10 protein-coding genes are annotated in these 12,747 nt (G+C 32.8%); 3 read left to right on the top strand and 7 right to left on the bottom strand.

Annotated elements, in window-relative coordinates; all coding sequences use genetic code 11:
• The first annotated feature begins 1 nt into the window (after window position 1).
• Window positions 2–1,570, top strand: a complete 1,569-nt coding sequence (locus VGE71_RS22705; RefSeq protein ID WP_331140364.1) for a L,D-transpeptidase family protein — start codon at window positions 2–4, stop codon at window positions 1,568–1,570.
• A 63-nt stretch (window positions 1,571–1,633) separates the two neighbouring features.
• Here the strand turns inward: VGE71_RS22705 and VGE71_RS22700 are convergent, their stop codons facing one another.
• The 3 genes from VGE71_RS22700 to VGE71_RS22690 form a co-directional block, all read right to left on the bottom strand.
• Window positions 1,634–4,066, bottom strand: a complete 2,433-nt coding sequence (locus tag VGE71_RS22700; protein ID WP_331140363.1) for an ABC transporter permease — start codon at window positions 4,064–4,066, stop codon at window positions 1,634–1,636.
• A gap of 123 nt (window positions 4,067–4,189) precedes the next feature.
• Window positions 4,190–4,897 (bottom strand): ABC transporter ATP-binding protein, encoded by a 708-nt coding sequence (locus VGE71_RS22695; RefSeq protein WP_331140362.1) that lies wholly within the window; start codon window positions 4,895–4,897, stop codon window positions 4,190–4,192.
• Window positions 4,898–5,023: 126 nt separating this feature from the next.
• On the bottom strand, window positions 5,024–6,268 hold the full coding sequence (locus VGE71_RS22690; protein ID WP_331140361.1) for an efflux RND transporter periplasmic adaptor subunit: 1,245 nt from the start codon (window positions 6,266–6,268) through the stop codon (window positions 5,024–5,026).
• A 159-nt stretch (window positions 6,269–6,427) separates the two neighbouring features.
• Here VGE71_RS22690 and VGE71_RS22685 point away from each other — a divergent pair, with 159 nt between their 5' ends.
• Both VGE71_RS22685 and VGE71_RS22680 read left to right on the top strand, forming a co-directional pair.
• Window positions 6,428–7,780 (top strand): sigma-54 dependent transcriptional regulator, encoded by a 1,353-nt coding sequence (locus VGE71_RS22685; protein WP_331140360.1) that lies wholly within the window; start codon window positions 6,428–6,430, stop codon window positions 7,778–7,780.
• 111 nt (window positions 7,781–7,891) lie between these two features.
• A complete protein-coding gene (locus VGE71_RS22680) occupies window positions 7,892–9,217 on the top strand; it encodes a HAMP domain-containing sensor histidine kinase (protein ID WP_331140359.1) in 1,326 nt (441 codons plus the stop codon).
• A gap of 146 nt (window positions 9,218–9,363) precedes the next feature.
• On the opposite strand, the gene VGE71_RS22675 is transcribed toward VGE71_RS22680, so the two are convergent.
• The 4 genes from VGE71_RS22675 to VGE71_RS22660 all read right to left on the bottom strand — a co-directional run.
• Window positions 9,364–9,690, bottom strand: a complete 327-nt coding sequence (locus tag VGE71_RS22675) for an MGMT family protein (RefSeq protein ID WP_144215842.1) — start codon at window positions 9,688–9,690, stop codon at window positions 9,364–9,366.
• Between the two features lie 155 nt (window positions 9,691–9,845).
• Window positions 9,846–10,484 carry a LysE family transporter gene (locus VGE71_RS22670; protein WP_331140358.1) on the bottom strand — a complete coding sequence of 213 codons (639 nt, stop codon included), beginning with the start codon at window positions 10,482–10,484 and terminating at the stop codon, window positions 9,846–9,848.
• A gap of 43 nt (window positions 10,485–10,527) precedes the next feature.
• The gene (gene trmB, locus VGE71_RS22665; protein ID WP_091490651.1) at window positions 10,528–11,205 is read right to left on the bottom strand and encodes a tRNA (guanosine(46)-N7)-methyltransferase TrmB; all 678 of its coding nucleotides are present in this window, start codon (window positions 11,203–11,205) and stop codon (window positions 10,528–10,530) included.
• Between the two features lie 248 nt (window positions 11,206–11,453).
• On the bottom strand, window positions 11,454–12,747 hold a 1,294-nt coding region (locus tag VGE71_RS22660), incomplete at its 5' end, for an ammonium transporter (protein WP_331140357.1).

The following is a 12,747-nucleotide window of genomic DNA, read 5'->3' as shown; positions in this document are numbered from 1 at the left end:
TATTGCAATTAGCTTTTTTGCATTTTCATTTCGTCCTTACTCAGATAAAACAGAAAGCAAAAAGGCTTTTATAAATAATAAATATGTTTCGGCACTTACCATAGATGCTGCATCTTTAAATGCTTTCTTTAAAAAATATCCAAAACTGAAAAAGTATCAGAAAGACGTTGAGGATCTTTATAAAAACAAACAGTATAAATCGATTTGGTATGATGATAATAAGATTACTGAATTTGCTGCATTATTATACCAAAAAGTAAATGTACTGAAAGATCAGGGAATCGATAATAAAATGCCTTATAAGGAAGTAATCGACCAAGCATTTAATGAAAGTGATAATATTGAGCCACCACAATTAGATACCGAATTGCTCTTAACCAGTATGTATATTTTTTATGCCAGCAATGTTTATTCTGGTGTAGATGCTGCTACACTAAAGAAAATAGGCTGGTATTTACCTGCAAAAAGCATTTCGTATGCTAAAATTTTAGATTCTTTAATTGTAGATACGAATCGCTTAAATGAAGATGATAACCTTTTGTTTAGTCAGTATTACAAATTAAAAGACGCATTAAAAAAATACCGAAAAATTGAAACCGATGGTCTTTGGAAGAAAATTACAATTGATAGTGCGAATTTCAAAGATTTAAGACCAGATGATACTGCAGTTGCCATTAAACAAATTAGAGAACGTTTGTTTATTATTGGAGATTTGAAACGTGATTCTAAAAGTAATGTTTATGATGAAGAACTAATGGCTGCAGTTTGGAATTACAAAAAACGATACAATCTGAAAATAAATTATGCGATAACTAGAGATCACATCAATCAGATGAATGAACCAATCAGCAAAAGTATTAAGACCATAATGCTCAACATGGAAAGATGTCGTTGGATTCCGACCAATTTGTCTAAAGCAAGCGAATATGTAATGGTTAATATTCCATCTTTCAGAATGTTTTATGTCAAGAACGGACAATATGCTTTTGTCTCAGATATTTTCGTCGGCAATAGGCTGAGTGAAACGGTTATTTTTAGTGGGACTATGGATCGAATTGTTTTTAGTCCGTATTGGTATGTTCCGCAGAGTATTATTCAAAACGAATTAAAATCGCAGATTGCAAGAGATAAAAATTATCTGGCCGAAAATAATATGGAATGGAATGGAGGTCGTGTAAGACAAAAACCAGGACCTAAAAACTCATTAGGCTTAGTGAAATTTATGTTTCCAAATCCGAACGATATTTACATGCACGATACGCCAGCAAAAAGTTTGTTTGACTTTGAAAACCGTACATTCAGTCATGGTTGTATCAACGTAAAAGAAGCAAAAAATTTGGCTTTGACTATTTTAAAAGATGATCCAGACTGGCCTGCAGATAAAATTGATAAAGCAATGAGCGGAGAAAAAGAAACAACCTGTATGCTTAAACATAAAATACCAGTTTACATAGGTTATTTTACAGCTTGGGTTCAGGATAATGGCGAAATAAACTTTTTTCCAGACGTCTATAGTCGTGATGAGAGTTTAGATAAACTACTTTATTCAGATTCTGTAACCATGAATTAAAAATAAAAAACCCGGCAGATTTACAGGGAATCTGTCGGGTTCTAAAAAAAATGGTCTACAAGCTTATTCGTATTTTAAATATTTTAAAACGTCAATTTTAGTAACCTGAAATGCTTTTGTTAAAACAATTAATAATGTTAAAAGCAGCAGCGAGATCAAAGCAATACCAAAAGGAACGGGTGATATTCCAATTCTAAAAGCAAAATCTTCAAGCCATTTTTGTAATAAGATATAAGCTGGAATAATTCCGATTCCAAATCCTATCAAACAGAAAATTATATATTGTTTGGATAATTCTTTTAACAAAATATCAGTTTCTGCTCCTAATGTTTTTCTAATGGCAATTTCTTTCAGTCTTCTCTCCATCGAAAATGATGCCAAAGCGAACAATCCGAAGATCGCAATTATAATTACAACCAAATTTAAGATAAAAAATAGGTTTTTTTGCTTGATTTGTTCTTCATAAGTCTTTGCGAAACCTTTGTTAACAAATTGGTAGTCAAAAGGGTAGTCTGGGTTTACGTTTTTCTCCCAATAAAATTTCAATTTTTCTAACGTTTCTGTTAAATTATTTGGTGAAACCTTTACAAAAATGTTGTTGAAATTGTTCCATTTTAAAGTTTTGATGTTTATAAAAACCATTGGTGGAACTTTGTTTTGAAGCCCTGTAATATGGAAATCTTTTACAACGCCCACAATTTTAAACTTCAAACTATTGCCATCCCCAATGCTCCATCCCGAAGTTATAATCGTATTTATTGGTTTTTTCAAGTTCAGCGTTTTAGCGAGCGTTTCATTAATAAGCATACTGCTTACAGTATCTGATGCAAATTGAGGGGACAAATCACGGCCTTCCATGATTTTTATTTTCATCATTTCAAGGAAGCCAAAATCCATTTCAACATTTCGCGGTTGTACAAAAATTCCATTGTGTGTAAATCCAGAACTTGAGTTCGTACTACCTCCAAAACTTCCTGCAAACGTAGTAACATCTACAACTCCAGATATTTTTTTGATTTCAGATTTATCAACACCATATTGTTGTACTCTTTTTTGTCTGTCTGGTTTGTTATATGGAATTGAAATTACCTGATCACCACTAAATCCGAGATCTTTATTCATCATATAATTTACCTGAGAGTTTACGATCAAAGCACCAATGATAAAGAATGCCGCAATTCCGAATTGAAAAATAAGCATCGAATTTCGAATCCAAATACCGCTTTTACTTCTGGAGAAATTACCTTTTAGAACTTTTAATGTTTCAAAATTTGAGATATAAATGGCAGGGAAAATACCAGCAAGAATAATTACTAATCCAAATATTAAAATGAGCTGGAGGTAAAATTCGCTACCATTCATAGTCAAAGTTTTCTTCAAAAATGTATTGTAATATGGTAAAGAAAGCTCAACAATTGCCAAAGCAAACAAAATAGCCAGTATAACAATTATAGCTGTTTCAAAAATAAATTGTCTTATAATTTGGCTTTTAGAAGCTCCCACAATTTTACGAACTCCAACTTCTTTTGCACGTTTTATTGCCGATGCAGTAGCTAAATTGATATAATTGACCAATGATAAAACCAGAATTAAAACAGACAAACCGCCCATGATATAGAGTAATTTTAAATTCCCTACACCTTCAGGGAAATTTTGTCCAGAAGAACTTTTCGTTCCGTGTAAACGAGCTGTTGCTAGTTGGTCAATGATAACTTTAATTTCACCATTCTCTTTTACATATTCTTCTACAGTTTTCCCACTTTCTTTAGCGTCTTTCAAAGTTCGGTTAACAAAATTGACATTTTGCATTTTCTTTAAAACCGCTACTGGATCGGCATCTTTTTTAATCTTTACAAGCAAACCATAATTAAAGTTTCCCCAACTATTTTCATCGCCTTCACGTTTTACGCCGCTAAAAACATAATTAGGTTCTATTGATGAAGGTTTAATAATACGATAAACCGATTTTACGGTATAAGCTACCGTATTGTAGGTTATTGCTTTTCCAATTGGATCCTCGTCTTTAAAGATTAATTTTGCCTGTTCTTCAGAAATTGCAACACTGTTTTTTTCTTTTAAAATGTTGGTTTTTGATCCTTTTACAATTTCAAAAGGGAAAAAATTGAAGAAACTTGCATCACTTACAGTAATCTTTTTGGCCATTAATTTTAGACCTTGATATTTGATGATTTCTTCGGTGTACCAAGTATTGAAGAAACAAATGTCTTCAATCTCTGAAATTGTTGCTTTGCAGGTTTCGCCAAACGGAATGGAGTTAGAACCCCAAGTATCGCCAGTTGCGCCAATTCTATTCAATACCATATAAGCATTTTCCTTATTTGGATTCCATTGATCATAAGAGTGTTCATTATTCCAATAAAGAATGGCAAAAATGATAGAAGCAATTCCGATACTTAATCCCAAAACATTTAAAAAAGAAAACAGTTTGTTCTGTTTTAAATGATATATAAATATTTTAAACCAGTTAAAAATCATGGTGTATGTTTTTAGTTAAATGAGTTTTTTAAAAAGACTTTTTCTTTAAAGCATTGTAAAAATTTTGCAAACCAATTCTACCAGAACTACGAGTGCAGTAACAATAATTTTGATCATCTCCAATTATTTAGCATCCATAAAAACATCAACATTACGCTGATTTAATTTTTCAGAAAATATAACTCCGTCTTTCATATGAATGGTTCTTTGCGAAAAAGAAGCGTCATAATCAGAGTGGGTAACCATCAAAATGGTAGCACCTTTAGCATGTAAATCGGTTAAAAGTTCCATTACTTCATTACCATTTTTACTGTCTAAGTTTCCGGTTGGCTCATCGGCTAAAATGATTTTTGGATCATTTACTAAAGCTCTTGCCACGGCAACTCTCTGTTGTTGTCCTCCAGAAAGTTGTTGCGGAAAATGTTTCAAACGATGAGAAATATTCAGTTTTTCTGCAATAGCTTCAATTTTTTGTTTTCTTTCAGAAGCTTTTACATTGTTATAAAGCAAAGGAAGTTCGATATTATCATAAACTGAAAGCTCATCGATTAAGTTGAAGTTTTGAAAAATAAAACCGATATTTTCTTTTCTCACCTGAGCTCTTCCTTTTTCTTTCAGACCAATCATTTCCTGATCTAACAATTTATAGCTTCCGTCATTTGCGCTATCCAAAAGTCCGATGATATTTAACAAAGTCGATTTTCCACAACCCGAAGGTCCCATGATCGTTAAAAAATCTCCTTTTTTTATTTCTAAGTTGATACCGCTTAAAGCAGCAGTTTCTATTTCTTCTGTTCTAAAAACTTTGGTTAAATTCTGAATTGCGATCATAATTTTTAAGGTTTTGAAATGTTATTAAAAACGTTTTTTGATTGATGATTGAAACGATGATTTTTATAATTGTGAATTGTAAATTGTGAACTGAACACCGAGACTGCGACTGCGACTAAAAACTAATTACTGTTTCTCCAGCGAAAGCTCTTCAATATCTTTATAATCAGAATAAGAAGAAGTAATTACAGATTCACCTTCTTTTAATCCTTCTAAAACTTCATAATAAGAAGGATTTTCGCGTCCGAGTTTTATATTACGTCTTTCAGCTTTATTTCCTTTTACAACAAAAATCCATTTCCCTGCTGCTTCCTGATTAAAAGTTCCTTTCTGAATTACTAATGTTTTGTTTTTTTCTGATAAAATCAGTTTTACGCCAAAACTAAGTCCATCTTGCAACACAATATTTTCTTTTGAAACAAAAGCCAGTTCTACCGTAAAACGCCCACTTTTTACTTCCGGAATTACTTTGGTCACGATAACTTCAAGATTTTTTCCTTTAAATTCCACTTGGCCTTTTAAGCCTTCTCTAATTTTTTCCAAGTAAAATTCGTCAACTTCAGCGGCGAGTTTGTATCCTTTGTTGGAATCAATTTTTCCGATGCTTGCTCCGGCTTGAAAAGACTTTCCTAAAACCGTTTCAAAAGAAGTTAATCTTCCTGTTTCTGGTGCTGTAATTAAAAAGTTTTTTTTATTGTTTCTAAGAATTTCCAAACTCTTTTCCATTGTTTGAATCGAGCGGTTGATTTGAGCAATCTGAACCTGATTGCTTTGTTTTTCTTTTTGAACACTTTGCTGAATCGTTCTTTTACGTTCTTCCTGAAAACGAAGGCTTTCTTTAAAAGTATTCCAATCGTTTCTAGAAATTACTTCTTTCTCATAAAGTTTGGCATTCATATCGTATAACCTTTTGGCGTCATTGTAATCGTGTTCAATTAAAACCAAATCTTTGGTCAGGTTTAATTCCTGATTTCTAATGTTCAATTTTCCTGTATTCAAATTGTTGATTTGCTCAATAATAGCGGTTTCCTGAGTTAAGTAATTCAATTCTGTATTCGGATTGTATAATCTTGCTAGAGGTTGGCCTTTGGTTACCATTGCACCATTTTCTACAAAAATCTCTTTTACAGAACCACCTTCGGTAACATTCACTAACATGACATTCAAAGGTTCCACTTTTGCTTGAAAAACAACAAAATCTTCAAAAAATTCTTTTTCTGCTTTCTGAATAACCAATTCCTCCGCTTTTACGTTTAAAGTTTTTTTGGTATTAAAAGCAAAAAATACGATTACAGCCAAGACTAAAAAAATGGCAATTGCTATTGTGAGATATCTAAATTTTTTATTTTTACGAGGAATTATCTTGTCCATTTCTTTAATAATTTACTGATAATCAATAGGTAAATACTGTGCCATAAAATTTATTATTTATAAAGCATTGATTTTAAAGAGTCTTTGGAAATCAATAAAAAAATCTAGTGTTCGATAATGAACAGTTGACCGTTCGAAAGCGGACAGAAAAAATATCTTATGCGAAAAAAGCAAGCCCAAATATTAATAGTTGACGATCAGGAAGAAATTCTTTTTTCGGCAAAAATGATTCTTAAAAAGCATTTCGAAACGATTTTTACGACCAATAGTCCCAAAAAAATCATTTCAATTCTGGCCGAAAATGAGATAAATGTGGTTTTGCTGGACATGAATTACCGAATTGGTTTTGAAGATGGGAGAGAGGGAATTCACTGGCTGAAAGAAATTAAAACACTTTCGCCCAATACAGTTGTGATTTTAATGACCGCTTTTGGTAAAATCGAAACTGCTGTTGAAGGTATAAAAATTGGTGCTTTTGATTATGTTTTAAAACCTTGGAACAATGAAAAATTGCTTGAAACGATTGATAAAGCGCTTCTAGAAAGCAGAAAAAACAATAAAAAGACAACAGCTGAAAAAGAAGAAAAAGCCGAAAAGAAATATTTTGTTGGTACTTCACCTAAAATAAAACAAGCCTATTCTATTGCCGAAAAAGTAGCCAGAACCGATGCCAACGTTCTGATTTTGGGTGAAAACGGAACAGGGAAATACGTTTTTGCGGAGTTTATTCATCAAAACTCAGAAAGAAAAAATCAGCCTTTTGTGCATGTGGATTTGGGGTCTTTGAGTGATAATTTGTTCGAAAGCGAACTTTTTGGTTATGCAAAAGGCGCTTTTACAGATGCCAAAATTGATACTCCTGGCCGTTTTGAAAATGCTGCAAACGGAACAATTTTCTTAGACGAAATCGGAAATATTCCGCTTCATCTTCAGGCAAAATTACTTCATGTTTTACAAACTAAAACCGTAACTCGTTTGGGAGAAAGCAAACCGCGATCACTAAATGTTCGCGTGATTGCTGCCACCAACAGCGATATTAAAACTGAAGTAAAAAATAAAACGTTCCGTGAAGATTTACTTTACAGAATCAATACAATGGAAATAAATCTTCCGTCTCTCCGTGAAAGAAAAGATGATATTGTACCAATGGCAAACTTTATTTTGGAACGAATTGCAGAAAAATACAATCAGGAAGATTGGCATTTTGAGGAGAATGCTGCGTCTTATTTGGAACGATATCCATGGAAAGGAAATGTCCGAGAAATGGAAAATAAAATAGAACGTGCCCTAATTTTAGCAGAAAACAATACGATTTCTGTACTAGATTTGGATATTTTGGATTTTGAAGAAATTCAGGAAAACGATGAAAATCCGTTGTCTGAAATGGAAAAGGGAGCAATCGAAAAAGCTTTATTTAAACATAATGGCAACATCAGTAAAACTGCCGAAGAATTAGGATTATCTCGTGCTGCTTTGTATCGAAGAATCGAAAAATACGATTTAAAAAATTAAGTTTTTGCCACAGATTAAAGGATTAAAGAGGATTGTTTTTTTGTTTAATTTAATATGGATGGTAAAAATCATTATAATCTTTTAATCTGTGGCAAAAAAAAGACAATTACAATGAAAAATTGGAAATTCTATAATGCTTTATTTGTGAGAGTGCTATTTGTAATGGCGCTCTTTCTGTGCAGTGTTTTGTTATTGTATAAAGGATTTCGATTCAATGCCATTTTGGTCGGTTTTTTTGTGGTAGTTTTTCTTTTTGAAATGTATTTTTTTGTCAAAAATCAATTGTTGTTTTATGATAAAACGATCAATTCAATTTTACATGATGATTTTTCTACCTATTTTCCAGAAGAGCATAAAAAGGAGAACTTCAATAGTTTGTATGTTTTGTATGATAAGCTAAAAGATCAAAGACAAGAACAGATTTCGAAAGAACTAATTTATCAGTCAATCTTAAATAGTATTGATACTGCTGCTTTAATTTTAGAAAAAGAAAACGAAAATTGGTCAATTTTTATACTGAATGACTGTTTTTCAAACCTGTTTAAAGTGCCTAAAGTAAGTCATTGGAAATATCTTAAAAATTATCTTCCAGGACTTTGTGAAGAGATTGAAAATTTGGGTTTTACAGAAGTTAAGACTGCTATTTCTATTAAAATAGAAGAGCAGGATTTACAGACATTTATGCTTCAGACTTCACGAACGCAAACATACAATAAAGAATATTTCATTATTTTACTGGACAGTATTCAGCGTGTAATTGAGAAAAAAGAAAAAGAAGCGTGGATTAATTTGATGAAAATCATTTCGCATGAATTAATGAATTCGTTAACACCAATTCGTGCGCTTTCGCAGAATTTACTTCATATTGTTGATCAGGAAGAATTGCAAGAAGATGATTTCGAAGACATCAAAAGCAGTATTTCGACTATTATCAACAGAAGTGATCATCTACAGTTTTTTGTAGAGAATTATCGTAAACTGGCGATGCTTCCAACGCCAAATAAACAAATGACGCCAATTAATTCTTTGTTTGAAGATTGTTTGCGAATTATGAGTCCGATTCTGAAAGAAGAAGGAATTGAATTAATCAATGAAATTCATAGTTCACGTTCTATTTTGATTGATAAAAATCAGATGGAGCAGGTAATTATCAATTTGATTACCAATAGTATTCATGCTTTAAAAGAGAAAGAAGAAAAGAAATTAATCATTTCTAGTTATACCGAAAATAATCGCTTTTTTGTGGTGATTTCAGACAACGGAAAAGGAGTGGATCTTGAAATTAGAGACAAAGTTTTCTTGCCATTTTTCACCACCAGAAAAGACGGCGCCGGAATCGGATTAACGCTTTCTAAAAATATCATAGAAGCACACGGAGGATATCTAAGTTACCAAACCGATGAAGATAAAACGAGCTTTGTGATTTGTTTGATTTGATTTTTTGAACCATATAAGTGATATAAGTTCATTTAAAAAAAATATTGTCGTAGAACTTTGTCAAAGTTTTAAACTTTGACAAAGTTTCGCAAAGTGTTAAGCTTCAACTAAAATGAACTTATATCACTTATATGGTTAAATATTTTTTAACCTTGAATTTCAGGTTTCCAGAAATGTTTTTCTAAATCTACAATTTGATTATCGACTACCTTAATGCCTTCGTTTTCTAGAAGTTGCTGCATTAAGTTGGTTCCGTCAAAATGATGTTTTCCTGTCAAAAGTCCTTTTTGGTTCACGACTCTGTGCGCAGGAACATCATCCATATTATGACAGGCATTCATGGCCCAGCCCACCATTCTGGCAGAGCGAGCCGCGCCTAAAGCTTTTGCAATGGCACCATAAGAAGTTACTTTTCCGTACGGAATCTGTCTTGCAATTGCATAAACTCTTTCGAAAAAATTTTCTTCAGCCATAATTATTTTGCTACTTCCGATAGCTATCGGGATAAAGGATTGGAAGGATTTAAAATTACTATTTATCTGGTGAAATTTGTAAAATCTGCGTAAAAAATTTAATCACAAAAAAAAAGAATAATCATTTTTAATCCTTTAATCTGTGGCATAAATTTTTATCCGAAGTAGTAATTCAAGATATTAAAAAGCGTTACAAGAGCGATTACACCCGTAATTGTTCCGATAATGGTATTCATATTACGCATTAAATAATCGGTTTTCTTTTCTATTTTTCCAAAGAAAGCAATATAGCCGTACAAAGCCGCAAAAGATCCTAAAACAGAACCCAGAACAAACGTAAAGATGATATTGTTCTCGAAAACAAAAAGATGATAAGAAGCCAAAGTAACACTTACCACAACATAATACGGAATAGGGAAGAAATTTAAACCCGAAAGTAGCATTCCGAGAAAGAAACGACTTTTTTTACTACTCTTTTTAATCTTCGATTTTTTCTTGGTTTTAGGTTCTTTGGCAAGAAACAAAAAGTATATTGTTAAGATCGAAAAGATCCCAAAACCAACTTCGCGCAAAAGCGTAACAACATCCGGACGATTGTCAATTACACGTGCAAATAAAACCGCTAAATAAACCTGAAAAAAAATAACCAGAACAGCTCCAATAGTAAACCATAAAGCATTCTTTTTTCCTTCTTTCAAATTTATTTTAGCTGCCGTCATATTGATTAATCCTGGTGGAATAATCCCAATAGCAGCGGCAATAAAACCTGAAAGTAAAGGAGTAAGATATCCCATTCAGTAGTTTATGTGATTAAAAATTTGTGTTCAGAAAATTAAATTAGTCTTTAATTTTGAAACGAATATACGTAATTGCCTTGTTAATTTCTAAATATTGTTTCTCATAAAATGTCTGAATAGAAGTTACAACTTCTGGACTTCCTTCATTTTTATACACATTATGATTCGCATATAATACTTCGTGACCTTCACCATGAAGCAAACCAAGCGTATAACCGTGCATAAATTCGCTGTCGGTTTTTAGGTTTACGACACCATCTTTTTTAAGGATTTTTTTGTATAATTTCAAGAATTCAGAATTCGTCATTCTGTGTTTCGTTCTTTTGTATTTGATCTGAGGATCTGGGAAAGTAATCCAGATTTCGTCCACTTCTCCTTCGGCAAAAATATGATTGATCAATTCGATTTGAGTACGAACAAAAGCCACATTATGAAGACCGTTTTCTACAGCAGTTTTAGCACCACGCCAGAAACGAGCGCCTTTAATATCGATTCCGATAAAATTTTTGTCTGGGTATTTTTCAGCCAATCCAACAGAATATTCTCCTTTTCCACACCCTAATTCTAAAACTAAAGGATTATCATTTTTAAAGAAATCAGAATTCCATTTTCCTTTTAAAGGCATTAAATCGCCTACAACTTCTTCTCTAGTTGGTTGAAAAACGTTTTGAAATGTTTCGTTTTCTCTGAATCTTTTTAGTTTATTTTTACTTCCCACTTGTACAAAAATTTTCGGCAAAATTAAGGAATATAAACGAATGTAAGTAGCGGAATTGTGTTTAAAAGTTTTTCCGCCACGAATTCCCGAATTATTTTTTTCACTAAACCGAAATTTCTAATCGATTTCTATAAGTTTTGATTTTAAAGGACTGAAAGAAGTGAATTGCTTATAAAAGTTTTCCGCCAAGAATTCCCGAATTATTTTTAAACTAAAATTCGTGAATTCGTGGCGGAAAAAAATATTTTTTAACCGTAATGAGGTTCTGTGATTGGTTGTGCTTTTGGATCAAGAGATTCATCGTGTTGTGATAAATCCAATCCAATATGTTCTGATTCTTCAGAAACTCTCAACGGAATTATAAAGTTGGTTACCTTAAATAAGAAATAAGCTCCGAAGAAAGTAAAGATAGAAACCAAAACCAACGCCATCATGTGATGTCCGAAAACATTCCAGCCTCCATGAAGTAAACTTGCATCTTCTCCGTGAGCAAAAATGGCAGTTAAAATCATTCCCATAATTCCACCCACACCATGACAAGCAAAAACGTCAAGAGTATCGTCGAATCTCTTAGAATATTTACAGTTTACAGCTGTGTTAGAAACCAAAGCCGTGATGAAACCAAAGAACATACTTTCTGGAACAGAAATAAATCCGGCAGCAGGTGTAATAGCAACTAAACCAACAACAGCTCCGATACAAGCTCCAAGAGCCGAAACTTTTCTTCCGTTCATTCTATCGAAGAAAATCCAAGTCAACATTGCAGCGGCAGATGAGGTTGTTGTGGTTGCAAAAGCCATTGCAGCAGTTCCGTTGGCAGCAAGAGCAGATCCTGCATTAAATCCGAACCATCCGAACCAAAGCATTCCAGTTCCTAATAATACAAACGGAATATTGGTTGGAATATGCTGGCTGTTTTTTCTTTTTCCTAAAACAATAACTCCGGCTAAAGCTGCAAAACCAGAACTCATGTGAACTACAGTTCCTCCAGCGAAATCTTTTACTCCAAAATAACTTCCTAAAACACCAGTCGGATACCAAACCGCGTGACATAAAGGAGCATATATGAAAATAGTGAATAAACTAATGAAAACTAAATAAGAGATAAAACGAACACGTTCTGCAAACGAACCTGTAATAATCGCTGGACAGATAATCGCAAATTTCATCTGAAACAAAGCAAAAAGCATAAATGGAATCGTGTTTGCTAATTGTTTATGAGGCAGAACGCCCACATAATCCATAAAAGCAAAAGTAGTTGGATTTCCGAAAAAGCTGTAAAAATGATCGCCAGAGCCAAAACCAACTGGCTCTCCAAAAGCTAAACTAAATGCTACAACGACCCATAAAAGTGTTACCACTCCTAAACAGATAAAACTTTGGAGCATAGTCGAGATAACGTTTTTCTTTCCTACCATTCCACCATAAAAGAAAGATAGTCCAGGAGTCATGATTAAAACTAAACAACTTGAAGTAAGCATCCAGGCAACATCGGCAGGAACAATATGATCTGTAGTTCCGAATTCTGATAAAACATAACTA

Source organism: Flavobacterium sp., from assembly GCF_036405015.1.
Lineage (GTDB): Bacteria > Bacteroidota > Bacteroidia > Flavobacteriales > Flavobacteriaceae > Flavobacterium.
Note: the sequence above shows the minus strand (reverse complement) of the source record. Positions and strands in the feature narration are given on the sequence as shown.

What these genes read in the sequence shown, in the direction of transcription:
- VGE71_RS22700 (WP_331140363.1), bottom strand. Translation starts at nt 4,066, where the DNA reads ATGATTTTTAACTGGTTTAAAATATTTATATATCATTTAAAACAGAAC.
- VGE71_RS22695 (WP_331140362.1), bottom strand. Translation starts at nt 4,897, where the DNA reads ATGATCGCAATTCAGAATTTAACCAAAGTTTTTAGAACAGAAGAAATA.
- VGE71_RS22690 (WP_331140361.1), bottom strand. Translation starts at nt 6,268, where the DNA reads ATGGACAAGATAATTCCTCGTAAAAATAAAAAATTTAGATATCTCACA.
- VGE71_RS22685 (WP_331140360.1), top strand. Translation starts at nt 6,428, where the DNA reads ATGCGAAAAAAGCAAGCCCAAATATTAATAGTTGACGATCAGGAAGAA.
- VGE71_RS22680 (WP_331140359.1), top strand. Translation starts at nt 7,892, where the DNA reads ATGAAAAATTGGAAATTCTATAATGCTTTATTTGTGAGAGTGCTATTT.
- VGE71_RS22675 (WP_144215842.1), bottom strand. Translation starts at nt 9,690, where the DNA reads ATGGCTGAAGAAAATTTTTTCGAAAGAGTTTATGCAATTGCAAGACAG.
- VGE71_RS22670 (WP_331140358.1), bottom strand. Translation starts at nt 10,484, where the DNA reads ATGGGATATCTTACTCCTTTACTTTCAGGTTTTATTGCCGCTGCTATT.